This is a genomic window from Leifsonia sp. NPDC080035, from assembly GCF_040050925.1.
GTDB lineage: Bacteria > Actinomycetota > Actinomycetes > Actinomycetales > Microbacteriaceae > Leifsonia.
Genome location: NZ_CP157390.1, coordinates 2,750,883 through 2,774,504, shown reverse-complemented (window position 1 = coordinate 2,774,504; position 23,622 = coordinate 2,750,883). Strand labels below are relative to the sequence as shown.

Sequence of the window (23,622 nt, the reverse complement as noted above, 5' to 3'; positions counted from 1 at the left end):
GTCACTTTTCGGGCGGAAAAGTGACAACGACGTGCCCCTCGGCGGTTGGCGGGGCGGGGCCGGGCGGTGCGGCGCGGCTACTCGTAGATGCGGGCGACGGCCTGCTCGACGGGGATGATGACCTCGGGGTTCTCGGGAGCGCGGTCGCCCGGCAGGTAGCGCACCCAGCGCAGCGTCCCGGTGAAGGGGTCGGAGCGGCGCTTCTCGTAGCGCTCCCAGTCCACGGGTCCGCCGCGGTCGAGGCCGACGCTGATGCCGGTGAAGGGCGCCATCCCGAGCAGCTGGAGCAGCGGGTCCATGGCGAACAGCATCTCCCCGTCGATGGATGCGGTGATCCGCCAGCGCAGGCCGGGCTCCGCGGCGAAGCGCAGCAGCACCTCTGCCTCGCCTCGGCCGCCGACGGCCGGCCCACCGAGCGGCGCCGACGCCCGGTGCATCCGCCCGTACTCGTTGTATGCCAGTTCGAGCATGTCCGCCCGCACCGAGAGCGCGTATCCGCCGCCCTGGTCACCGTGGGCCAGTAGCACGCCCTCCCCGCTGCCGAGATCGGCGCGCACCAGCACGTCGAAACTGCGCAGCTTCGTCAGCTTCGCCGACCGGAAGCGCTCCAGCGTCGCCGTGACCGGATACAGCGTCACGGGACGCTCCAGCTCCAGCTCCGTCGACGGCCGGTGCGTGAACAGCGAGCCGTCGTCGTCCAGCGGGAACACCGTGTTCCACCACGCCGCCCGGTGCCACTGCGCCGCGAGCTCCGCGACGACGTCGGGATGCACGGCCGCCAGGTCGCGCACCTCCGTCGGGTCCTCGCAGGTGTCGTAGAGCCGCCACTCCGTGTCGTCGTACGCGTCGCCCCAGCGGTGCTGCGTCACGATCTTCCAGCGGCCGCGGGAGAACGCGCGGTTGCCCGCGAACTCCGAATACTGCTCCGTGCGGGCCGCCGGTGCGCGCGGCGAGCGCAGCACGTCGTCGAAGGGCACACCGTCCACCTCGTGCGGGGATGCGGCGCGCGGCACCCCGGCCAGCGCGAGCACCGTCTGTCCGAGATCGGTCACGTAGGCGTACTGCGGGCGGATGCCGTCGTCGCCCTCCGCGCGCGGAAGCCCGGCGGGCCACGACACCACGAGCGGCACGCGGATCCCGCCTTCGTAGGTCGCGCCCTTGTAGAGCCGGAACGGCGTGTTCGAGACGCGCGCCCAGCCCGCCGGGTAGTGCGCGTGCACCCGCGGGCCGCCGATCAGCGACGGGTCGCGGTCCACGTCCCGCTCCCAGTCGGCAGGAAGGCCCGCGAGCTGCACGAACTGGCTGAAGTAGCTGCGGGTGCCCTCCGGGCCGCCCTCGCCGGTGCCGCCGTTGTCGGAGGCGACCACGACGATCGTGTTCTCGTACTCCCCCAGCTCGCGCAGTTCGTCCAGCAGCCGGGCGAGGTTCTGGTCGACGTTGTCGACCGCGGCCGCGAAGACCTCCATGTAGCGCGCGAAGAGGTCGCGCTGCTCCTCGGTGAGCGACGCCCACGACACGTCGCCCGGCGCCGCCTCGGTGCCGGCCGGGAACAGGCCGTCGCGCACCTGGCGGGCGAACCTCTCCGAGCGGATGTGGTCCCAGCCGCTCTCGTACGCACCGCGGTAGGCGTCGATGTCCTCCGGCTTCGCCTGGATCGGACCGTGCACCGCCTGATGCGCGAAGTACAGGAAGAACGGCTTGTCCGGGTCGTTCGCGCGCAGCGCCCTGACCATCCCGATCGCGCGGTCGGTGAGGTCGTCGGTGAGGTAGTAGCCGTCCGGGTACTCGTCCACGATCATCGGCGAGTTGTCGGAGACCAGCCGGTGCGGGTGGAACAGCGTCGTGAAACCGTCCATCGAGCCGAAGTAGCGGTCGAAGCCGCGCTGCAGCGGCCATGAGCTCTTGTCGGCCCCGTCGTGGATCTTCGACTCGGTGGTCAGATGCCACTTGCCGACCATGAAGGTGGCGTAGCCGGACTCGCGGAACGACTGCGCGATCGTCGGTACGTCCTCCGCGATCTCCATCACATAGCCGGGGAAGCCGGGATCCGCGTGCACCACCGACGCGAAGCCGGCCCGGTGCGGGTTCAGGCCGGTCAGCAGCGCCGCACGTGCGGGCGAGCACACCGGCGTCGAATGGTAGTTCGTGAACCGGTAGCCGGTCTCCGCCAGCTCCTGCACGGCGGGGGTGCGGATCTCGCTGCCGAACGGCGACAGGTCGCTGAAGCCCAGGTCGTCCAGCAGCACGACGACCACGTTCGGCGCGCCCTCCCGCGCGCGCACCCGCGGCGGCCACGACGGCACCGACGCGCTCGCGACCTCGGCGACGACGCCGGCGAAGCCCTCGTACCCTCGGCTCGGCGGCGCGTCCGTCACGCCGCCTGCTCCCGCAGCTTCAGCCACGCCGCGCGACGCTCGGCCTGCTTGACCGGGTCCGCGATCGGCGAGGCCGTCAGCAGCCGCCGGGAGTATGGATGCTGCGGGTCGCGCGTGATCTGCTCGCCGTCCCCGGTCTCCACGATCTCGCCGCGGTACATCACCGCGACGCGGTGGCAGATGCGGCGGACGACGCCGAGGTCGTGCGAGACGAACAGGTAGGAGACCCCGGTGTCGCGCTGCAGGTCGATGAACAGGTCGATGATCGTCGCCTGCGTGGTCAGGTCGAGAGCGCTGACCGGCTCGTCGCAGACGATCAGCCGGGGTTTGCGCACCAGGGCGCGGGCGATCGCGATGCGCTGGCGCTGGCCGCCGGAGAACTCCTTGGGGTACCGGTCGAGCACGTTCGCGGGAAGCTTGACCCTCTCGAGCATCTCGGCGACGGACGCCCTGGCCTGCCTGCGCCCGGTCCCCGCCGTGGTGAGCGGCTCTGCGAGGATATCGCCGATGGTCATCGCGGGGTTCAGCGACCCGTACGGGTCCTGGAAGACGACCTGGATGCTGGAGGCGAGCTCCCGCCGCTTCGCGCCCTTCAGCCGGGTGATGTCGCAGCCGTCGAACGTGATCGTGCCGCTGGTGACCGGCACCAGCCCGAGGATCGCCTTGCCGAGCGTCGACTTGCCGGAGCCGGACTCGCCGACGAGCCCGACGCACTCCCCCGCCCCGACCTCGATCGACACCTCCTTCAGCGCGCGGAACGAGCCACGGCGCTGGCCGTAGTCGACCACCACGTTCTCGGCGGTCAGCAGAGGGGTGGATGCGGTCATGCCAGCACCGCCTTCCTGGTCTCGGTGTCCTGTCCTCCCACGAGCGTCGCGTCGAGCTCGCTGCGGCTCTCCGCGCCGTCGAGGGATGCGGCGATCAGTTCGCGGGTGTAGTCGCTGGTCGGGTTCGCGAAGATGCTGTCGACGTCGCCGATCTCGACGATCTCGCCGGCGCGCATCACCACGACGCGGTCGCAGATGTCGGCGACGACGCCGAAGTTGTGGGTGACGATGACGAGCGCCATCCTGTACTCCTGCTGCAGCTCGCGCAGCAGCTCCAGCACCTCCGCCTGCACCGTCACGTCGAGCGCCGTCGTCGGCTCGTCGGCGACGAGCACGGAGGGCTTCCCCGCGATCGCCCCGGCGATCAGGACGCGCTGGGCCATTCCTCCGGAGACCTGGTGCGGGTAGGACTTCAGCACGCGCGGCGGGTCGACGATGCCGACCTTCTCCAGCATCTCGAGCGCACGCTTCCTGGCGTCCGCGCGGGACAGCTTGTGGACCGAGCGCAGCGGCTCCATCAGCTGGTACCCGATCGTGTACGACGGGTCGAGGTTTGACATCGGCTCCTGAGGGACGTATCCCACCTCGTCGCCGAGCAGCTTCTGCCGATCGCGGTGGCCGAGCCGGGTGACGTCGCGCCCGCCGATCCAGATCGCGTCGGCTGTGCAGGCGCCGCCCGCCGGCAGCAGGTCCAGGATGCTGAACACCGTCTGCGACTTGCCGGAGCCGGACTCGCCGACGATGCCGAGCACCTCGCCGGGTGCGACGTCGAGTGTGATGCCGTGCACCACCTCCGTCTCGCCCCCGTCCGCGGCCGCGTAGTTCACGCGCAGGTTCTCGATCCGCACCGCGGAGTCGGACGCGCGGTGCGCCACCGCACCCGTGGAGCTCGTCACCGTCGCGGGCTCCGCGCCCGGGGAACGGCCGCGGCGCTTGCGACGGTGCACCGGCGTCTTCACGCTGACGACATCGGCGAGCGTCGAGCCGAGCACCGCCAGGGCCGCGATCGTGATGCCGAGCGCGAGCGACGGCCAGAGCAGCAGCAGCGGGCTGGTCAGCATGGTGCGGAAGCCCTCGTTCATCATCGCGCCCCAGCCGGGCGTGCGCGCGCCGCCGATGCCGAGGAACTGGAGCCCGGCCTGCATGCCCATCGCCATGCCCGCGGTGAGCGCAGTTTGGATGATGACCGGGGCGTAGACCGCCTTGACGATGTGCCGGGCCATGATGCGCGCGTTGCCGAGGCCGGAGACGCGCGCAGCGTCCACATACGGCTCGTTGCGCACAGCCAGCACGGTGGAGCGGGTGAGGCGGAAGTAGCCCGGCGCCATGAACACACCGAGGGTGGCCATCAGCACCGTGAAGTCGTTGCGGGTGCCCGCGGCGACGATGAGCAGGATGATCATGCCGGGCACAGCCTGCAGCGCATCGCTCACCCAGGTGGCGCCGCGGTCGAACGTGCGACCGTAGTATCCGGCGGCGAGGCCGGCGGGCACGCCGACGATCATGGCGACGACGATGGTGACGAACGCGCCCCACAACGTGGACTGCGTCCCCCAGATCAACCGGCTGAGCACATCCCGGCCCGCGCTGTCCCCGCCGAGGGGATGCGCGGCGCTCGGCGGCGCCTTGGTCAGGGCGAGGTCGACGAAGTTCGGGTCGTGCGGCGACAGCAGCGGCGCGAAGACCGCCACGAGCAGCACCAGGGCGAGGACGCCGAACGAGATGGCACCGGCCGGCCGCTTCAGGAAGCGGACGAATGTGGAGCCGCGCCGCGGCGCGAGCGCCGCCTTCGGGTCGATGATGACTTCAGTCGCCGTCATTGCACACGCGCCTTCGGGTTGATCCAGCCGAGCACCACATCCAGGACGAAGTTGACGACCACCACGAAGATGACCGTGATGACGGTGATGCCGAGCAGGATGGGGATGTCACCGTTCTGGGAGGAGCCCGAGGTGAGGGCGCCGATCCCCGGCAGGGAGAAGATCTGCTCCACCACGATCGCCCCGCCGAGGAGGCCGACGAACATCAGGGCGAGCACGGTGAGGGAGGCGGGAGCGGCGTTCCGGACCAGGTGCACGACGACGCGCGGCTGGGAGAGCCCGCGGCTGCGCAGCGTGCGCACGTAGTCCTGGTTGTTCGCGGAGATGATCGCGTTGCGCAGCTGCTCGGCGATCATCACGATCGCGCCGAGCGAGAGCGCGATCGCCGGGAGCGTGATCGAACGCATCCAGCCCTCCACGCTGACCTGGGGCTGCACGTAGCCGACCGCGGGGAACCACTTGAGGTTCACCGCGAACCAGATGACCAGCACCAGGCTGACCCAGAACCCGGGCAGCGCGAAGAGGATGACCGACGCGGCCTTGATGATCTTGTCCAGCACGCTGCCGGGGCGGAGACCAGCGAGGATGCCGAAGATCGCCCCGAAGACCGCCGACAGCAGCGTCGCCGCGGTGACGACCGAGAGCGTCACCGGGAGCTTGATCGCGATCTGCGCGTTCACCGGCTGGAAGTTGCGCCACGAGTCGCCGAAGTCGCCGAGGATCGCGTGGCTTCCCCAGTCCCAGAACTGCACGAGGAGCGGCCGGTCGGTGCCGATCTTGGCCGCGAGCGCAGCCTGCTGGGCCGGCGTCGCCGAGCTGCCGAGCAGGCCGGCGGTCGGGTCTCCGATGGCCGCGTGGGCGAGGAAGAACGTGCCGATGGAGACGGCCACCAAGAGGATGACGCCCGAGACGAGCCTCTTGATCGTGAATCTGATCATGTGCGGGGTTTCCTGCCGGTCGGGTGGATGGGCGGGGCGGGTGGAGGGGGCGGGCCGTGCCGGCTGCGCGGCCCGCCCCCGGCCGACCTACTTGGCTGCGATCTGGCGCAGCGTGGGGAACATCATCCCGACCACCGGCGTGACCTGGATGGTGGAGGCGGAGGTGTAGCTGTTGTTGGCCTGGTACCAGACCGAGAACCACGCCTTCTGCGTCACCAGTTTGTTGAGAGCCTCGATCTGGGCGTTCTGCTCGCTCGGGTCCGCTGCGAGGACCTTCTGGACGGCGGCCTGGACGTCCGGGAACTGGTCGACCTCCGGAGTGGGGTTGTACCACTGCGGCAGGTTGATCATGCGCTGGACCGTCGCGACCGGGTTGGCGTCCATCGACAGGAAGGCGACGAACATCGGGTAGGTCGGTGCGTTCTTCTGGTAGTCCATGTACTGCATGTCGTCCCAGGTGACCGTGATTCCCAGCTGCTTGAAGGTCTGGTCGACCACCGGCTGCCAGACCTGGAAGACCTGCGACATCGGCATGTGCAGCTCGAACCCGTCCGCGTAGCCGGCTTCGGCGAGCAGCGACTTCGCCTTGGACATGCTGTAGGCGTACATCGAGTTCAGCGACTCCACATTGCCGGGCAGACCCGCCGGGAACACCTGGTTCGAGACTTTGCCCGCCCCGCTGCCGACCGACTTCAGGATGTTCGCGCCGTCGAACGCGTAGTTGAGCGCCTGGCGAACCTTCTCGTCGCCGAGCGGCTTGAACTTCGTGCCGGCGCGGTCGGTGAACTGCAGGCCGACCCAGCCGGAGACCTTGGCGGCGACGTTCCAGCCGTTCTCCTTGGCCTGCTTGAGGGCGGTGTCGTCGGCGTAGTTCACGTTGATCTGCCCGGAGAGCATCGCGTTGTCACGCGCGGTCGCGTCCTGGATCGGGTAGATCGCCAGCGGGTCGAACGGGAACTCCTTCGCGTCCCAGTGCTTCTTCACCTTGGCGAAGTGGTACTCGGAGCCGGCGACGGAGGTGGAGTCGAGCGTGTACGGGCCGGAGCCGACCGGCTCCTTGGCCAGCGTCCCCGCCGCGATCGCCTTCGGGGCCATCATGTAGCTGCGTCCGATGCCCATGAAGTAGAGCAGCGTGTCGTCGCGCTCCTTCAGATCGATCTCGACGGTCTTGTCGTCGACTGCGACGAACTTGTCGACGCTCGCGTACGCCTCTCCGCTGCGCGCGCCCTGCTTCAGGTACTCCAGGCTCTTGACAGCGGCGGCCGCGTCGAACATCTCGCCGTCGGAGAACGTCACGCCGGTGCGCAGGTCGAAGGTGACCTTCTTGTAGTCGTCGGAGACCTTCCAGGAGGTCGCGAGAGCCGGGACCGGCTTGCCGTCTCCGTCGACGGCGATCAGCGGGTCGTAGACGGCGGACAGGTAGGGGCCGTCGAAGCCGACATCGGCCAGCGACGGGTCCCAGCTGGTGACGTCGGCGAAGTTGCCGATGTTCAGCGGGCCGCCGGCCGCACCGGTCGTGCTCGTGGTGTCGCTTCCCCCGGAGCCGCAGGCGCTCAGCGCCAGCGCGGTCGCGGAGGCCAGTGCCACCGCGATCAGTGCTTTCTTCATGGTGTCTTCTCTCGGTTCGCAAGGCAGGGTGTGGAACTCGAAACAGCGACAGGTGGAGCGACCGCCGACCGTGATCGGCCGACACTCCGCTGTGCCGTGGCGGTAATTCTACAGTTGTTGACAAGAAAGGCAACTAGTGGAGAAAAACGACAGGAGAAGCCTGACACGGCGGGGTGGCGGACACGAAATCCATGCATTCCCGTCGCCATTCCGCGCACGGCCGTGGCCAGGATGTACGGGATGTACGGGATGATATACGATCCACACGGGGCATCAACGCCCCTCCTCCGACGTCGAAGGGAGCCCTCACGGTGCTCGACACCACGACCATCCAGGCCATCGCGGACGAGCTCGCGACCGCCGAGCGGGACCGGACCACCGTCCCGCTGCTGACCGCCCGCCACCCGGAGATGACGGTGGAGGACTCCTACGCCGTGCAGCGCGTGTGGGTGGAGCGCGGCCTCGCCGCCGGGCGCAGGCTCGTGGGCCGCAAGATCGGGCTCACCTCCAAGGTGATGCAGCAGGCGACCGGCATCACCGAGCCGGACTACGGCGCGATCTTCGCCGACATGGTCTACGAGACCGGTTCGGTCATCCCGTTCGACCAGTACTCGAACGTGCGCATCGAGGTCGAGCTCGCGTTCGTGCTCGCGTCGCCCCTGGAGGGACCGGACGTCACCCTGTTCGATGTGCTGAGCGCGACGGAGTACGTGGTGCCGGCGCTGGAGATCCTCTCCTCCCGCATCCAGATGCAGGGCCGGACCATCGTCGACACCATCTCCGACAACGCGGCGATGGGCGGGATGGTCGTCGGCGGGCGTCCCGTCGCAGTGGACGCGGTCGACCTGCGCTGGGTGGGCGCCCTGCTCTACCGCAACGAGACGATCGAGGAGTCCGGCGTCGCCGCGGCGGTGCTCGACCACCCCGCCAGGGGCGTCGCCTGGCTCGCGAACAAGCTCGCCCAGCACGGCACCCGGCTGGACGCGGGAGACATCGTCCTCGCCGGATCGTTCACCCGCCCGATGTGGGTGGAGCGCGGCGACACCGTCCACGCCGACTACGGAACCCTGGGAGCCGTCACATGCCGATTCACCTGACCCCGACTCCGACCTTCGCCGACCGCCTGCGCGCGGCCGACCGCGCCCTGTTCGGGATGTGGTCGTGCGCGGGAAGTCCGCTGGTGGCCGAGATCTGCGCGGGCAGTGGCCTGGACATCGTCCTCATCGACGGCGAGCACTCCCCCATCGGGCTGGAGTCGATCCTCGCCCAGCTGCAGGCGGTCGCCGCCTACCCGGCGGTGCCGCTGGTGCGCGCGCCCATCGGCGACCCCGTCATCCTCAAACAGCTGCTCGACCTCGGTGCGCAGAACCTGCTGGTACCGATGGTCGACGGCGTCTCGCAGGCGGAGGCGATGGTGCGCGCCGTGCGCTATCCCCCGCTCGGCGTGCGCGGCGTCGGCAGCGCGCTCGCGCGCTCGTCGCGGTGGAGCCGTATCCCCGACTACCTGGCGCGGGCCCACGAGCTGGTGTCGCTGACCGTTCAGATCGAGACCACCGAGGGACTCGCCGCCGCGGCGGACATCGCGGCGGTGGACGGCGTGGACGCCATCCTCGTCGGCCCGGCCGACCTCGCCGCCTCGATGGGCCTGCTCGGCCAGCAGAACCACCCGGACGTTGTGGCCGCGGTCGAGGACGTCATCCGCGCGGGCCGCGCGGCCGGAACCCCGGTCGGCGTCAACGCCTTCGATCCCGCCACCGCCGACCGCTACGTCGCAGCCGGCGCGGCCTACGTGCTCGTCGGCAGCGACGTCACCCTGCTCGCCCGCGCGTCGGAGGGCCTCGCCACCCGCTTCATCGGCGACGACCCCGCCGCCCCGGCGCCGGCCTCCTACTGATGCGCCTCTCATCCGCGCCGCTTGCTGGCAATTCCGGAGTTCCCGGCCCCGTGGACGCGGATCTCCGGATTTCCGGTCGATTCGGTCCGTCCCAGCGCCGACTCTCCGGAGTTGCGGGCAACTCCGGAGACCCTGCACGCCGGGTGCCCGATTCGTCCGGAGCTCCGGTGTTTCGGGTCGCTCCGGCCGAGTTCTCCGGAGTTGCGGAGGCCCCCGCACGAATCGGTCGGCCCAGCATCCCCGCCATCCCGGCGTCCTTGCCCGCCCTCTCCAGATCGTATACAATCTCGAATACGTTCCATCCATCCCCGACGACGAGGAGCATCCACCCGTGAGCGCCATCAGCCTCCCCGGCAAGATCATCGCGGTGCACCTGAACTACCGCTCCCGGGCCGCTCAGCGGGGCCGCACCCCGGCGCAGCCCTCGTACTTCCTGAAGCCCGCATCCTCGGTCGCCGCCACCGGCGAGAAGCTGGAGCGCCCCGCCGGCACCGAGCTGCTCGCCTATGAGGGCGAGATCGCGCTCATCATCGGCCGGCCGACCCGCCGCGTCTCCCCCGAGGAGGGCTGGGCCGCCGTCTCCGGCGTCACGGCCGCGAACGACTTCGGCGTGTACGACCTCCGCGCCGCGGACAAGGGCTCGAACGTCCGCTCGAAGGGCGGCGATGGCTTCACACCGCTCGGGCCCGACGTCATCCCCGCCGCCTCGGTCGACCCGGACGCGCTGCGCGTGCGCACCTGGGTGAACGGCGAGCTGGTGCAGGAGGGCACGACCGACGACCTCCTCTTCCCGTTCGGCCGCCTGGTCGCCGACCTCTCCCAGCTGATGACGCTGGAGCCGGGCGACGTCATCCTCACCGGCACACCGGCCGGCTCGTCCGTCACGCAGCCCGGCGACACCGTCGAGGTGGAGGTGGATGCGCCCAGCGCGCCCGGAGCGCCGACTTCCGGCCGTCTCGTCACCCGCATCACCGAGGGCACGGTGCCTTTCGGCGACTTCGGCACGAAGCCGAGCGTCGACGACCACCAGCGCTCGGAGGCGTGGGGCACGCCCGCACAACCGGGCTTCGTGCTCACCGATGAGCTGCGCGCGAAGCTGTCCAGCGTCGCCACCGCCACCCTCAGCTCCCAGCTGCGCAAGCGCGGCCTCGACAACGTCTCGATCGACGGCCTCGCCTCCACCCGGCCGAGCACCCGCGTCGTCGGCACCGCCAAGACGCTCCGCTACCTGCCGAACCGCGAGGACCTCTTCGCCTCGCACGGCGGCGGCTACAACGCCCAGAAGCGCGCCTTCGACGCGGTCGGCCCCGGCGAGGTGCTCGTGATCGAGGCCCGCGGCGAGCGCGGCAGCGGCACCGTCGGCGACGTCCTCGCCCTGCGGGCGCAGGTCAACGGCGCCGCCGGTATCGTCACCGACGGCGGCGTGCGCGACCTCGCGGTCGTCGCCGCCCTCGACATCCCGACCTACCACGCCGGCCCGCACCCCGCGGTGCTCGGACGCAGGCACGTGCCGTGGGATGCGGACATCGCCATCGCGTGCGGCGGCGCGACCGTGCTCCCCGGCGACGTGATCGTCGGCGACGCGGACGGCCTGCTGGTCATCCCGCCCGCCCTGGTCGAGGAGGTCGTCGCCGACGCGATCGAGCAGGAGCGCGAAGAGGAGTTCATCGCCGAGATGGTGGCGGTCGGCGAGCGCATCGAGGGCCTGTTCCCGATGAACGCCGCGTGGAAGGAGAGGTACCGCGTATGGCTGACGCAGCGCTGAAGACCGCCGCTCCGAGCAAGTCGCAGCTGGCGTACGACTTCATCCGCGCCCGCATCGACGACGGCCGCTACGTCTCGGGCTTCCGGCTCGTGCTGGGCCAGATCGCCGGCGAGCTGGACATCAGCGTCGTGCCCGTGCGCGAGGCGATCCGGCGGCTCGAGGCCGAGGGACTCGTCACGTTCGAGAAGAACGTCGGAGCCCAGGTCGCCCTGCTGCAGGACGCCGAGTACACCTACACGATGGAGACGCTCGCGCTCGTCGAGGGGGCGGCGACCCAGCTCTCCGCTCCCCTCCTGAACGGCGACCACCTGCACCGGGCGCGCATGGTCAACCGCGAGATGATCGCGTGCCTCGACGATTTCATCCCGCACCGCTTCACGCAGCTCAATCAGGAGTTCCACTCCGTCCTCTTCGAGGAGTGCCCGAACCCGCACATCCTTGACCTCGTGCACCGCGGCTGGAACCGCCTGACCGTGCTGCGCGACTCCACCTTCAGTTTCGTGCCCGGGCGCGCCCGCGAGTCGGTCGATGAGCACGAGCAGATCCTCCGGCTCATCGAGTCCGGGGCGGACGCCCTGGAGATCGAGCTCGCCGCCCGCCGCCACCGGCTGGCGACCTTGGACGCCCTGCACAGCTACCAGCTGGAGCACGAGCACACGCAGCAGCAGCACTGACCGACAGCAACGACAGGAGGCCGCGCATGGCGCAGCACCACATCCCGGAGAACCTTCCGAGCACGATCCAGCACTTCATCGACGGGGAGTTCGTCGACAGCGTCTCGGGGAAGACCTTCGACGTCCTCGACCCGGTGTCGAACGAGACCTACGTGCAGGCCGCCGCAGGCCAGAAGGAGGACATCGACCTCGCCGTCGCCGCGGCGAAGCGCGCGTTCGAGTCCGGCCCCTGGCCGCGGATGAAGCCGCGGGAGCGCGCCCGCGTGCTGAACCGCATCGCCGACGCCGTGGAGGCGCAGGACGCCCGGCTGGCGGAGCTGGAGACGTTCGACACCGGCCTGCCGATCACGCAGGCCCTCGGCCAGGCGCAGCGCGCCGCCGAGAACTTCCGGTTCTTCGCCGACCTCATCGTCGCCCAGGCCGACGACGCCTACAAGGTGCCCGGCAGCCAGCTCAACTACGTCAACCGCAAGCCGATCGGCGTCGCCGGCCTCATCACGCCGTGGAACACGCCGTTCATGCTGGAGAGCTGGAAGCTCGCCCCGGCGCTCGCCACCGGCAACACCGTCGTGCTGAAGCCGGCCGAGTTCACGCCACTGTCGGCGAGCCTGTGGGCGAAGATCTTCCGCGATGCCGGCGTGCCAGACGGCGTCTTCAACCTGGTCAACGGCCTCGGCGAGGAGGCGGGTGACGCGCTCGTCAAGCACCCGGACGTCCCGCTCATCTCCTTCACGGGTGAGAGCCGCACCGGGCAGATCATCTTCGCGAACGCGGCCCCGTACCTGAAGGGCCTCTCGATGGAGCTGGGCGGCAAGTCCCCCGCCGTCGTGTTCGCCGACGCCGACCTCGACGCCGCGATCGACTCGACCCTCTTCGGCGTCTTCTCGCTGAACGGCGAGCGCTGCACCGCCGGCTCCCGCATCCTCGTCGAGCGCGCCGTGTACGAGGAGTTCTGCGAGCGCTACGCCGCCCGCGCGAAGAACATCGTGGTCGGCGATCCGCATGACCCGAAGACCGAGGTGGGCGCGCTCGTGCACCCCGAGCACCACGAGAAGGTGATGAGCTACGTCGAGATCGGCAAGCAGGAGGGCCGTCTGCTCGCCGGCGGCGGCCGTCCGGCCGGCCTGGAGCACGGCAACTACGTCGCGCCGACGGTCTTCGCCGACGTGAAGCCGGACGCCCGCATCTTCCAGGAGGAGATCTTCGGCCCGGTCGTCGCGATCACCCCGTTCGACTCCGACGAGGAGGCGCTGGAGCTCGCCAACGGTGTCCGCTACGGCCTGGCCGCCTACATCTGGACCAGCAACCTGGAGCGCGCGCACACCTTCGCCCAGAACGTGGAGGCGGGGATGGTGTGGCTGAACTCGCACAACGTCCGCGACCTGCGCACCCCGTTCGGCGGCGTGAAGGCGTCGGGCCTCGGGCACGAGGGCGGCTACCGCTCCATCGACTTCTACACCGACCAGCAGGCCGTGCACATCACGCTCGGCGCGGTGCACACCGCCCGCTTCGGCGCGACGGAGCACACGCCGGAGCAGGCCGCCGAGGCGGCCGAAGACGCCGGCGACGCCTGAGCGCGACGCGCACGACACGAACGACATGAACCACCACCACTCGACGAAGAGGAAACACAGCACCATGACCATCACCCCCGACTCCCCGGAGCCCACCGTGACCGGCAGCGACCCGGTCCCGGCGCCGGCGGACCGCATCCCCACCCCGAAGGCCACCCCGCCGGACGTCGTCCGCTGCGCCTACATGGAGCTCGTCGTCACGGACCTCGAGGCCAGCCGCAACTTCTACGTGAACGTGCTGGACCTGGTGGTCACCGAAGAGGACGAGGACGCCGTCTACCTGCGCAGCTTCGAGGAGTTCATCCACCACAACCTCGTGCTGCGGAAGGGCCCGGTGGCCGCGGTCGCCGCGTTCGCCTACCGTGTGCGCACCCCGGAGGACCTGGACCGCGCCGTCGCGTTCTACACCGAGCTCGGCTGCCGCGTCGAGCGTCGCGCCGAGGGCTACACGAAGGGCGTCGGCGACTCCGTCCGCGTCGAGGACCCGCTGGGCTTCCCGTACGAGTTCTTCTACGACGTGCAGCACGTCGAGCGCCTCGCCTGGCGTTACGACCTCTACACGCCGGGCGCGCTCGTCCGCCTCGACCACTTCAACCAGGTGACCCCGGACGTCCCGCGCGCCGTGAAGTACATGGAGGACCTCGGCTTCCGCGTCACCGAGGACATCCAGGACGCGGAGGGCACCACGTACGCCGCCTGGATGCGCCGCAAGCCCACCGTGCACGACACCGCGATGACCGGCGGCGACGGCCCGCGCATGCACCACGTCGCGTTCGCCACGCACGAGAAGCACAACATCATCGCGATCTGCGACAAGCTCGGCGCGCTGCGCATGAGCGACGTCATCGAGCGCGGCCCCGGCCGGCACGGCGTATCGAACGCGTTCTACCTGTACCTGCGCGACCCCGACGGCCACCGTGTCGAGATCTACACGCAGGACTACTACACCGGCGACCCGGACAACCCCGTCGTCACCTGGGACGTGCACGACAACCAGCGCCGCGACTGGTGGGGAAACCCGGTCGTGCCGTCCTGGTACACGGACGCCTCGCTCGTGCTCGACCTGGACGGCAACCCCAAGCCGCTTCAGGCTCGCACCGACGACTCCGAGATGGAGGTCACCATCGGCGCCGACGGCTTCTCGTACACCCGCAAGGGCGACGAGGAGAAGGGCTTCAAGCTCGGCGCGCAGGTCTAGCCGCCTCCGCGGCGCCGAACGGGGCTCCCGGATTTTCCGGGGCCCCGTTCGGCGTCCACGGTCCTACCCTGGGTGCGTTCGAGATCGGAGCACACCATGGGATGGAGCATCAAGAACCTCACGACCACCACCGCGGGAGCGCGCGAGGCCGTCTACCAGCCGACGGCGTGGCTGTTCGCGCAGTTCACCCGGCACGTCGTCTTCCAAGGCTTCGACAGCACCAACGGCGATGACGGCCAGCTGTACGAGCTGTACTGCAGCCAGAGCGACGACTGGCACGTGAAGAACTTGGTCTCGGAGGCGGGAGGCGCCGCCGCCGCGACCAACGCGAACGGCTACATCTGGGCGCACCAGGGCTCGCAGCACGTCGTCTATCAGGGCAGGCAGTTCGACGGTCACGTGCACGAGCTCTGGTACACGAGCGACGACGGCTGGAACGCGAACGACCTCACGAACGCCGCGCACGCCCCGCTCGCGATCGGCCAGCCGTCCGGTTACGAGACGTACTACGACGGCACCCAGCGCGTCGTCTACCAGGGCAGGGACCTGCACGTCCACGAGCTGAGCAACTCCGGCGACGGCTGGCACCACCTGGACCTGACGGCCGCGGCCGGAGCGCCGAACGCCGACCCGCTCTCGGCTCCGGTGGGCTACTCGTTCGAGGATCAGCGGACCGCCCATGTCATCGTGCACACGTCGGCGGAGCTGCAGCCAGGGCACATCATCGAGTACTGGGCCGACGCTTCCGGCTGGCACTGGGGCGACCTGACCGCGGCGACCGGGGCGCCGGGCGTGTCCGAGTGCGAGACGATCCACGGCTACGTGTTCCGCGGCGAGGGGACGCAGCACGTCGACTACGTCGGCACGGACGGGCACGTCCACGAGCTGTGGTGGAGCACCGCCGGCTGGCACCACAACGACCTGACCGCCGCTGCGTCCGCGACGACTCCCGCGTCCCAGGGCTCGAGTCCCGCCTGCTACGCCTTCGAGTCCGGCCTCTTCCAGCCGGTCGCCACCCAACATGTGTTCTACGCGGGCACGGACTCGCACATCCACGAGCTGTGGTGGAGCGCAGGCGCGTGGCACGTGAACGACATCGCGGCCAGGGTGGGCGCCCCGGCGGTGGTCGGTGATGCCGCCGCGTTCGTGGAGGTGGACGACGGCACGCAGAACGTCTTCTACCTGAGCGACGCCCACGAGATCATCGAGCTGCGCTGGCGGCCCTAGGCGCACCCCTCCCGTCGCGTCAGCCGCCGAGGGCACGTTGTTGTCGCTTGCGGGCCGCGAAAGCGACAACGACGTGCCCCTCGGCGGGCTCAGAGGGCGACGGTGGCGGCGGGAGCGACCGCGAACTCCTGGTCGGGATAGCGCAGGCCGGCGAAGTAGCGGTTGGTGTGCGCGACGATCTGCTCGCCGCTGATGGCGACGCCGTCCCACTCGGTGTCGACCGTCGTGTGCGCGTCCCCGACCAGCACGACGTCGTAGCCGCGCACCGCGGCGCTCTGCGTGGTCGTGTGGATGCAGTAGTCGCTCTGCGCGCCGGCGACCACCAGGCGCGTCGCATCCAGACGCTCGAGCACCTCGTCCAGCTCGGTGTCGGCGAAGGCGTCGCGGTAGGCCTTGCGAACGCGCGGCTCGCCGTCGGCCGGGACCAGGGCGTCAACCAGGTGCCAGTCTTCGCTGCGGTACGGCATGCCCTCCTCCTCGTGCTGCACCCAGACGACCGGCGCGCCCTCGGCGCGAGCGCGCTGGACGAGCGCGGCCGTGCGCTCGACGACCCCGTCGGCGTCGAAGCATCCCGGCAGCACCCCCTTCTGCAGGTCGATCACGAGCAGGACGGAGGACGAGGATGCGGTCACGCCCTCATCCTCTCAGACCCGCGCCCCGGGGCCGAGGCAGCGGCATCCGGTCGCCGGGTCATCCCGCCCTGCGTTCCACGGCGAGCCGGACGGCGCGCACGGCGAAGCCGACCACGACGACGGCGACCCCGACGAGGACACCGACGAGCGGGAGGGTGACGGCGAGGACGGCGCACCCGGCCATCCCGGCGATCTGCAACCATCGCGGGTAGCGGCGCGCCTCGCCGCGCTGCCGGAGCGCCGCCGCGTTCGCCACGAAGTAGTAGAGCAGCACGCCGAACGATGAGAAGGCGATCGCCCCGCGGAGGTCGACCAGCAGCACGAGCACGATCACGACGGCACCGAGCACCAGTTCCGCCCGCCTCGGCACCCGCCAGCGGGGATGCACGACGGCGAGCGCGCGGGGCAGGTCGCCCTCCCTGGCCATCGCCAGGGTCGTGCGGCCGATCCCCGCGACCAGGGCCAGCAGGGCGCCGAGGGAGGCCGTGGCCGCCCCGACGCGCACGACCGGAGCCGCCCATCCCCAGCCCGCCGCCGCCACCGTGTCGGCCAGCGGGGCCGCCGATCCCGCGGTCCCCGCGGCGCCGAGCACCAGCAGCACGGTCACCGCGACGACCCCGTACACGACCACGGTGATCCCGAGGGCCAGCGTCACGGCACGCGGAATGGTGCGCCCCGGCTCGCGCACCTCCTCCCCCATCGTGGCGATCCGGGCGTACCCCGCGAACGCGAAGAACAGCAGGCCGGCCGACTGCAGGATCCCGTACACGCCGCCGGCGCCGAGCGCGGCCGGCGACCCGAGTCCGGTCTTCGGCGCGGCGCCCCCGGCGATCGCGACCAGCGCCAGCACGGCGAGGGACACCACGACGAGGATGCGCGTCAGCTGGGCCGTGCGGGTGACACCGAACGCGTTCACGGCGACCAGGGCCGCCACGGCGATGGCCGCCACCGGCCGCTCCCAGCCGGGCGGGGCGGCGTATGCGGCGAACGTGAGCGCCATCGCCGCGCAGCTCGCGGTCTTGCCGACGACGAAGCTCCAGCCGGCCGCGAAGCCCCACCAGTCGCCGAGCTCCGCGCGGCCGTACGCGTAGGTCCCTCCCGAGGTCGGGTGCACCGCCGCGAGCTGCGCCGACGCGGTCGCGTTGCAGAACGCCACGCCCGCTGCGAGCAGCAGACCGATCAGCAGCCCGCCTCCGGCGGCGTGCGCCGCCGGCGCGAACGCGGAGAACACCCCGGCCCCGATCATGGACCCGAGTCCGATGAACACGGCGTCGCCGAGGCCGAGACGGCGCTGCAGGGAGGGCTGGGTCACAGGCAGATCGTAGCGGCGCCGGGCGAACGCCTCCCGACCCGCACGGCACAATGGAGGCGTGAGTCGCATCCACGTCGTCGCCGCCGTCATCGAGCACGACGGTCGCCTGCTCGCCTGCCGCAGGGCCCCGCACAAGGACGCGGCGGGACGCTGGGAGTTCCCTGGCGGGAAGGTGGAGGCCGGGGAGAGCCCGGAGGAGGCGCTCGCGCGCGAGATCGGCGAGGAGCTCGGCGCGCGCATCCACGTCGGCGAGCTGCTGGACCGCACCGCGACCGGCCGGGTCGACCTCGCCTGCTACGCCGCCGCGCTGGATGGGCCCCTCCCCACGGGCAGCACCGACCACGACGCCCTGCGCTGGCTGCTGCCGGCCGAGCTCGCCGGGCTGGACTGGGCGGACGCGGACCGGCCGGTCGTCGCGCTCCTGACCGCTGGCTGACCGCACGCGAAGGCCTGGATGTGTGCACTCCGCACACTGAACCATGCGATTCGTGCACAACGCACATTCCTCGACCGGAGGCGGCGAACTACCGTGTTCGCAACCCTCCCACTCGTCGATAGGACCCCTCATGGCACGTACAGCACATGCCGACGACTTCGCCCTCAGCCGCGTCACCCCGGACGCGCGCAAGCCCTGGTTCGGGATCGCCGTGCAGCGATTCGGTCAGGTCTCGGCCCTCTCGCAGTTCCTCCTCGGCGCGACCCTCGGCTACAGCATGAGCTTCGGCCAGGCCGCACTCGCCCTGCTCCTCGGCTCGATCATCCTCGAGGTCATCATGTGCATCGTCGGCATCATCGGGCAGAAGGAGGGCCTGAACACCGCCCTCCTGGCCCGCTGGACCGGCTTCGGCGAGATCGGCGCCTCGCTCGTGGGCCTCGCGATCGGCATCAGCCTGATCGGCTGGTTCGGCATCCAGTCGGCCATCTCGGCGGAGTCGCTCGACGCGCTGATGCCCGGCGTCATGCCGATCTGGGTGTGGAGCCTGCTGTTCGGGCTCGCGGTCACCGCTATCGTCGCGTACGGCTTCGTCGGGATGCAGTGGCTGGCGAACATCACCGTGCCGCTGTTCCTCATCCTGGTCGGGTGGTCGGTGATCAGCGAGCTGAGCAAGCACTCGCTCGGCGACTTGCTCACCTCCCCCGCGCCCGGTCCGACGATGACCGTCTGGCAGGGCACCGGCATCGTCGCCGGCGGCCTGATCGTCGGCGCGATCATCACCGCCGACATGACACGGTTCAACCGTTCGAAGGCGGACGTCGTCAAGCAGACCGTCGTCGGCGTGACCCTCGGCGAGTTCGTGATCGGCCTGGCCGGCGTGCTGCTGGCCCACGCGGCCGCCAGCGGCAACATCGTGGCGATCGTCACGTCCTCCATCGGCTTCGTCGGCCTGATCATCGTCATCACCGGCACCCTGAAGATCAACGACTGGAACCTGTACTCGTCGACCCTGGGCCTTGTGAACTTCATCTCGACCGCGTTCTCGAAGAATCTGCACCGGGTCACCACCACGATCGTCCTCGGCGTCGTCGGCTCGGTGCTTGCCGCCGCGGGCATCCTGGCGCAGTTCACCGGATTCCTCACCGTCCTCGGCGTCGCCTTCCCGCCGATCGCCGGCATCATCGTCGCCGAGTACTTCTTCGTGCGGCGCTGGCGCGGCGACCTGGAGGCGACCCGCGCCTCCGGCCGGCTGCCCGAGTACGCGCCGCGGATCGTCCCGGCGACCATCGTCATCTGGCTGGTGTCGTCGCTGGTCGGCTACTTCGTCACCTGGGGCATCCCGGCGATCTCCTCGCTCATCCTCTCGATCGTGCTCTACACGATCGCAGGGCGCCTGGGCTGGGTGCGCGGCGTCGGCCGTGCCCGCACCCTGCAGCCGGCGAGCGCGGCCGACCCGGCGACGGAGACCGGCACCGGCGGCACCACCGGCACCACAGGCAGCGCAGAGGCGATCCCCTCCAACTGATCCACCCGCACCACCCGCACCACCCGCACCGGAAGAAAGCGAAGCGACATGCATATCGGCATCGACGTCGGCGGCACGAACACCGACGCAGTGCTCATGGACGGCAGGCAGACCCTCGCCGGCGTCAAGAACTCGACAAGCCCGGATGTCACCAGCGGCATCGTGAACGCCATCGAGGCGCTCCGGGCGGCCAGGGACTTCGACGGCGCCGAGATCGACGCGGTGATGATCGGCACAACGCACTTCATCAACGCGCTGGTCGAGGCCAAGCGCCTGGCCCCCACGGCCGCGCTCCGGCTCGGTCTCCCGGCGACGAAGGCGCTCCCGCCCCTCGTCGACTGGCCGGGCGCGCTCAAGGACGCCATCGGCGCCCGCAGCTATCTGGCCCACGGCGGCTACGAGTTCGACGGCCGGCCGATCTCTCCGATCGACAAGGCGGAGCTGAAGGGGCTCGCCGCGGACATGGCCGCGAACGGCGTGCGCTCGGTCGCGATCTCCTCGGTGTTCTCGCCCGTGAACCACGACGTCGAGACCGAGGCGGCGGCCATCATCGCCGACGAGCTGGGCGAAAACGTCGCGATCTCGCTCTCCCACGAGATCGGGCGGATCGGCCTGCTCGAGCGGGAGAACGCGACGATCATCAACGCCGCGCTGCGTGAGCTCGCCTCCGAGATCGTCGACGGCCTCACGTCGGCGGTGCGCGCGCAGGGCATCGACGCGCCGATCTTCCTCAGCCAGAACGACGGCACCCTGATGGACGAGGACTACGTGCGCCTCTACCCGGTGGCGACCTTCGCCTCCGGACCCACCAACTCCATGCGCGGCGCCGCCCTCACCAGCGGCCTCGACACCTGCGCCGTCGTGGACATCGGCGGCACCACCGCCGACATCGGCCTGCTCATCAACGGCTTCCCCCGCGAGACCGCCAACGAGGTCAAGGTGGCAGGCGTCCGCACGAACTTCCGGATGCCGGACGTGCTCTCCATCGGCATCGGCGGCGGCTCGATCGTGAACGAGCAGACCGCGGAGGTCGGGCCCGAGTCCGTCGGCTATCGGCTCACCGAGGAGGCGCTCGTCTTCGGCGGCTCCACGCTCACCGCAACGGACATCGCCGTCGCGGCCGGCCGCGCGAGCATCGGCGACCCCGCAAAGGTGGCGCACCTCGATCCCGCGTTCGTGCAGCGCGTGCTGAACCGGATCGCCGAGCGCGTCGCCGAGGCCGTGGACAGGATGCGCACCTCGCCCGACCCGATCCCCGTGGTCGCGGTCGGCGGCGGCTCCATCCTGCTGCCCGACGAGCTCCCCCTGTTCGGCACGGTGCACCGTCCGGAGAACTACGCGGTGGCCAACGCGATCGGCGCATCCATCGCGCAGGTCGGCGGCGAGATCGACAAGGTCTACGCCGTCGAGCCCGGCCGCCGTGACGACGCCATCGCCGCCGTTCGGGCGGAGGCGGTGGACAAGGCGATCGCGGCCGGGGCCTCCCCCTCCTCGGTCGCGATCGTCGACTTCGACGAGGTGCCCATCCCCTACCTGCCCGGCAACGCGACGCGCATCCGTGTGAAGGCCGTCGGCGACCTGGACATGGGGGTGCGGGTATGAGCTGGACGCTGACCGCCGATCGCATCGACGACCTCGCCCGCGGCGCAGCGGTGCTCGGCACCGGAGGCGGCGGTGACCCGTACATCGGCTCGCTGCTCGCCCGGCAGGCGCTCGCGGTGCACGGTCCCGTCACGGTGGTCGGCCTCGACGAGGTGCCGGACGACGCGCTCGTGCTCACCGTCGCGATGATGGGTGCCCCGACGGTGATGGTGGAGAAGCTGCCCAGCCTCGACGAGGTCATCGCGCCCGTGAACGCCCTCGGCACCTACCTCGGCCGCCCGGTGACGCACGTCGCCTGCGCCGAGGTCGGCGGCGTGAACTCCACCATCCCCGTCGCCGCCGCGGCCGCCCTCGGGCTGCCGCTGATCGACGCGGACGGGATGGGACGCGCCTTCCCCGAGCTGCAGATGGTGCTGCCCACCCTGTACGGCGTCACCGCCTCCCCGCTCGCGTTCAGCGACGAGAAGGGCAACGTGGGCGTGCTGCAGACCGTGGACAACCACTGGACGGAGCGGATCGCCCGCGTCGCGTGCGTCGAGATGGGCTGCTCCATCATGATCTCCGGCTTCCCGATGCCGGGGCCCGTCGCCCGGGAGGCGCTCGTGCCCGGTTCGCTGCAGCACTGCGTGGACATCGGCTCCGGCATCGCCCGCGCGCGGGCGGAGAAGACGGACCCGGTCTCCGCGACCGTGGCGCTTCTGGACGGCCGCGAGTTCTTCGGCGGCAAAGTCGTCGACGTCGAGCGCGGGACGACTGCCGGCTTCGCGCGCGGACGCGCCAGGATCGAGGGCGACGCAGGCACACTGACGCTGTCGTTCCAGAACGAGCACCTGATCGCCCGCACCGACGACGAGGTCTTCGTCACGACGCCGGACCTCATCATCGTGCTCGACGCCGAGAGCGGCGAGCCGATCACGACGGAGGGTCTGCGCTACGGCCAGCGGGTCCGCGTCGTCGCGGCGCCGAGCGACCCGCGCTGGCACCAGGAGGCCGCGCTCGCGATGGTCGGTCCCGGCTACTTCGGCTACGACGTGCCGTCGCACCGCTTCGATGGCACGCCGGAGGGCGCGCTCGCGGGGGCGGTCGCATGAGCTGGACGCTGACCGCCGCCGACCTGCCCGACCTCGCCCGCGGCGCCACGCTGCTCGGCACCGGGGGCGGCGGGGACCCGTACATCGGCCAGATGCTCGTCGAGCAGGTGCTCGGAGACCGCGGCATCACCATCCTCGATCCCGACGAGCTCGCCGACGACCTGTTCGTCATCCCGACCGCCCAGATGGGCGCGCCCACCGTCATGGTCGAGAAGATCCCGGCCGGCACCGAGCCGACGCTCGCGCTGCGGACGCTGGAGCAGCACCTCGGCCGTCGCGCCGACGCCACCATGCCCATCGAGTGCGGCGGCATCAACTCGATGATCCCGCTCATCGTCGCCGCAGAGACCGGCCTCCCTGTCGTGGACGCGGACGGCATGGGACGCGCGTTCCCCGAGCTCTCGATGGAGACGTTCGCCGTGTACGGCGTGCACGGCTCGCCGCTGGCGCTGGCCGGCGAGCGCGGCGAGACCGTGCTGATCGACACCGGCGACGACGACCGGCAGATGGAGTGGCTCGCGCGCGGCGTGACCATCCGGCTCGGCGGCGTCGGGCACATCGCCGAGTACGCGACGACGGGGGCTGACGTGCGCCGCACGGCCGTTCCCCGCACGATCTCGATGGCGCTCGCCCTGGGACGCGCCATCCGAGAGGCCAGGGAGGGGCACCGCTCCCCGTTCGATGCGATCGCGCAGACCCTGTCGACGACCCTCTACTCCGAGGTGCGCGAGCTCTTCGCGGGCAAGGTCGTCGACGTGGAGCGGCGCACGACGGACGGCTTCGCGAAGGGCCGTGCGACGGTCTCCTCCCTGGACCAGGACGGCTCGGAGCTGCAGCTGCACTTCCAGAACGAGAACCTGGTGGCGCGCCGCGACGGCGAGGTCGTCGCGATCGTCCCTGACCTGATCTGCGTGACCGACATCGAGTCGGGCGAGCCGATCACGACCGAGGGGCTGCGCTACGGCCAGCGGGTGCGTGTGCTGGGCATCTCCACGCCGGAGATGATGCGGACGCCGGAGGCGCTCGCCGCGTTCGGCCCCGGCGCGTTCGGACTGGACGAGCCGTTCGTGCCCGTCGAGTCCCGCGACCTCCTCGCTCAGCACCGCACGGCCTGACGCACCTAC

At 70.6% G+C, this 23,622-nt stretch carries 19 protein-coding genes; 12 read left to right on the top strand and 7 right to left on the bottom strand.

The annotated features are described in order from the left end of the window. Window positions 1-77: 77 nt before the first annotated feature. From AAME72_RS13425 to AAME72_RS13405, 5 genes are all read right to left on the bottom strand, one after another. Complete coding sequence (locus AAME72_RS13425) at window positions 78-2,402, bottom strand: arylsulfatase (protein ID WP_348787056.1); 2,325 nt, start codon at window positions 2,400-2,402, stop codon at window positions 78-80. Further along, window positions 2,372-3,202 carry an ATP-binding cassette domain-containing protein gene (locus AAME72_RS13420; RefSeq protein WP_348787055.1) on the bottom strand — a complete coding sequence of 277 codons (831 nt, stop codon included), beginning with the start codon at window positions 3,200-3,202 and terminating at the stop codon, window positions 2,372-2,374. Before AAME72_RS13420 ends, AAME72_RS13425 begins: the two co-directional genes overlap by 31 nt. Further along, on the bottom strand, window positions 3,199-5,022 hold the full coding sequence (locus tag AAME72_RS13415; RefSeq protein WP_348787054.1) for a dipeptide/oligopeptide/nickel ABC transporter permease/ATP-binding protein: 1,824 nt from the start codon (window positions 5,020-5,022) through the stop codon (window positions 3,199-3,201). Before AAME72_RS13415 ends, AAME72_RS13420 begins: the two co-directional genes overlap by 4 nt. Next, a complete protein-coding gene (locus AAME72_RS13410; protein WP_348787053.1) occupies window positions 5,019-5,960 on the bottom strand; it encodes an ABC transporter permease in 942 nt (313 codons plus the stop codon). Before AAME72_RS13410 ends, AAME72_RS13415 begins: the two co-directional genes overlap by 4 nt. Before the next feature lie 87 nt (window positions 5,961-6,047). Next, window positions 6,048-7,568 (bottom strand): ABC transporter substrate-binding protein, encoded by a 1,521-nt coding sequence (locus tag AAME72_RS13405; protein ID WP_348787052.1) that lies wholly within the window; start codon window positions 7,566-7,568, stop codon window positions 6,048-6,050. Between the two features lie 311 nt (window positions 7,569-7,879). On the opposite strand from AAME72_RS13405, the gene hpaH reads away from it, so the two are divergent. The 7 genes from hpaH (at window position 7,880) to AAME72_RS13370 (ending at window position 15,900) form a co-directional block, all read left to right on the top strand. Continuing rightward, window positions 7,880-8,665 (top strand): 2-oxo-hept-4-ene-1,7-dioate hydratase, encoded by a 786-nt coding sequence (gene hpaH, locus AAME72_RS13400; protein ID WP_348787051.1) that lies wholly within the window; start codon window positions 7,880-7,882, stop codon window positions 8,663-8,665. Continuing rightward, entirely contained in the window at window positions 8,650-9,462 is an 813-nt protein-coding gene (locus tag AAME72_RS13395; protein WP_348787050.1) for an aldolase/citrate lyase family protein, read from the top strand. The genes hpaH and AAME72_RS13395 overlap by 16 nt, the downstream gene beginning before the upstream one ends. 331 nt (window positions 9,463-9,793) lie before the next feature. Beyond that, window positions 9,794-11,227: a fumarylacetoacetate hydrolase family protein gene (locus AAME72_RS13390; protein ID WP_348787049.1), complete on the top strand. Its 1,434-nt coding sequence runs from the start codon at window positions 9,794-9,796 to the stop codon at window positions 11,225-11,227. Next, entirely contained in the window at window positions 11,209-11,901 is a 693-nt protein-coding gene (locus AAME72_RS13385; RefSeq protein WP_348787048.1) for a GntR family transcriptional regulator, read from the top strand. Before AAME72_RS13390 ends, AAME72_RS13385 begins: the two co-directional genes overlap by 19 nt. 26 nt (window positions 11,902-11,927) lie before the next feature. After that, window positions 11,928-13,475: a 5-carboxymethyl-2-hydroxymuconate semialdehyde dehydrogenase gene (gene hpaE, locus AAME72_RS13380; protein WP_348787047.1), complete on the top strand. Its 1,548-nt coding sequence runs from the start codon at window positions 11,928-11,930 to the stop codon at window positions 13,473-13,475. A 64-nt stretch (window positions 13,476-13,539) separates the two neighbouring features. Further along, window positions 13,540-14,673, top strand: coding sequence for a 3,4-dihydroxyphenylacetate 2,3-dioxygenase (gene hpaD / locus AAME72_RS13375; RefSeq protein ID WP_348787046.1), 1,134 nt, complete (start codon window positions 13,540-13,542; stop codon window positions 14,671-14,673). A gap of 96 nt (window positions 14,674-14,769) precedes the next feature. Next, on the top strand, window positions 14,770-15,900 hold the full coding sequence (locus tag AAME72_RS13370) for a hypothetical protein (RefSeq protein ID WP_348787045.1): 1,131 nt from the start codon (window positions 14,770-14,772) through the stop codon (window positions 15,898-15,900). Between the two features lie 89 nt (window positions 15,901-15,989). On the opposite strand, the gene AAME72_RS13365 is transcribed toward AAME72_RS13370, so the two are convergent. Continuing rightward, on the bottom strand, window positions 15,990-16,532 hold the full coding sequence (locus AAME72_RS13365; RefSeq protein ID WP_348787044.1) for a cysteine hydrolase family protein: 543 nt from the start codon (window positions 16,530-16,532) through the stop codon (window positions 15,990-15,992). Window positions 16,533-16,590: 58 nt separating this feature from the next. Then, window positions 16,591-17,844: an APC family permease gene (locus AAME72_RS13360; protein WP_348787043.1), complete on the bottom strand. Its 1,254-nt coding sequence runs from the start codon at window positions 17,842-17,844 to the stop codon at window positions 16,591-16,593. A 58-nt stretch (window positions 17,845-17,902) separates the two neighbouring features. Here AAME72_RS13360 and AAME72_RS13355 point away from each other — a divergent pair, with 58 nt between their 5' ends. The 5 genes from AAME72_RS13355 (at window position 17,903) to AAME72_RS13335 (ending at window position 23,613) form a co-directional block, all read left to right on the top strand. Continuing rightward, a complete protein-coding gene (locus AAME72_RS13355; RefSeq protein WP_348787042.1) occupies window positions 17,903-18,280 on the top strand; it encodes a (deoxy)nucleoside triphosphate pyrophosphohydrolase in 378 nt (125 codons plus the stop codon). 130 nt (window positions 18,281-18,410) lie between these two features. Then, window positions 18,411-19,805, top strand: a complete 1,395-nt coding sequence (locus AAME72_RS13350) for a cytosine permease (RefSeq protein ID WP_348787041.1) — start codon at window positions 18,411-18,413, stop codon at window positions 19,803-19,805. Between the two features lie 48 nt (window positions 19,806-19,853). Beyond that, the gene (locus AAME72_RS13345; protein ID WP_348787040.1) at window positions 19,854-21,407 is read left to right on the top strand and encodes a hydantoinase/oxoprolinase family protein; all 1,554 of its coding nucleotides are present in this window, start codon (window positions 19,854-19,856) and stop codon (window positions 21,405-21,407) included. After that, window positions 21,404-22,498, top strand: coding sequence for a DUF917 domain-containing protein (locus AAME72_RS13340; RefSeq protein ID WP_348787039.1), 1,095 nt, complete (start codon window positions 21,404-21,406; stop codon window positions 22,496-22,498). The genes AAME72_RS13345 and AAME72_RS13340 overlap by 4 nt, the downstream gene beginning before the upstream one ends. Then, a complete protein-coding gene (locus tag AAME72_RS13335) occupies window positions 22,495-23,613 on the top strand; it encodes a DUF917 domain-containing protein (protein ID WP_348787038.1) in 1,119 nt (372 codons plus the stop codon). Before AAME72_RS13340 ends, AAME72_RS13335 begins: the two co-directional genes overlap by 4 nt. Window positions 23,614-23,622: the final 9 nt, after the last annotated feature.

Excerpts from the sequence above, each read along its gene's own strand:
- AAME72_RS13420 (WP_348787055.1), bottom strand. The coding sequence starts at position 3,202 with ATGACCGCATCCACCCCTCTGCTGACCGCCGAGAACGTGGTGGTCGAC.
- AAME72_RS13415 (WP_348787054.1), bottom strand. The coding sequence starts at position 5,022 with ATGACGGCGACTGAAGTCATCATCGACCCGAAGGCGGCGCTCGCGCCG.
- AAME72_RS13410 (WP_348787053.1), bottom strand. The coding sequence starts at position 5,960 with ATGATCAGATTCACGATCAAGAGGCTCGTCTCGGGCGTCATCCTCTTG.
- AAME72_RS13405 (WP_348787052.1), bottom strand. The coding sequence starts at position 7,568 with ATGAAGAAAGCACTGATCGCGGTGGCACTGGCCTCCGCGACCGCGCTG.
- AAME72_RS13395 (WP_348787050.1), top strand. The coding sequence starts at position 8,650 with ATGCCGATTCACCTGACCCCGACTCCGACCTTCGCCGACCGCCTGCGC.
- AAME72_RS13385 (WP_348787048.1), top strand. The coding sequence starts at position 11,209 with ATGGCTGACGCAGCGCTGAAGACCGCCGCTCCGAGCAAGTCGCAGCTG.
- hpaE (WP_348787047.1), top strand. The coding sequence starts at position 11,928 with ATGGCGCAGCACCACATCCCGGAGAACCTTCCGAGCACGATCCAGCAC.
- hpaD (WP_348787046.1), top strand. The coding sequence starts at position 13,540 with ATGACCATCACCCCCGACTCCCCGGAGCCCACCGTGACCGGCAGCGAC.
- AAME72_RS13370 (WP_348787045.1), top strand. The coding sequence starts at position 14,770 with ATGGGATGGAGCATCAAGAACCTCACGACCACCACCGCGGGAGCGCGC.
- AAME72_RS13350 (WP_348787041.1), top strand. The coding sequence starts at position 18,411 with ATGGCACGTACAGCACATGCCGACGACTTCGCCCTCAGCCGCGTCACC.
- AAME72_RS13345 (WP_348787040.1), top strand. The coding sequence starts at position 19,854 with ATGCATATCGGCATCGACGTCGGCGGCACGAACACCGACGCAGTGCTC.
- AAME72_RS13340 (WP_348787039.1), top strand. The coding sequence starts at position 21,404 with ATGAGCTGGACGCTGACCGCCGATCGCATCGACGACCTCGCCCGCGGC.
- AAME72_RS13335 (WP_348787038.1), top strand. The coding sequence starts at position 22,495 with ATGAGCTGGACGCTGACCGCCGCCGACCTGCCCGACCTCGCCCGCGGC.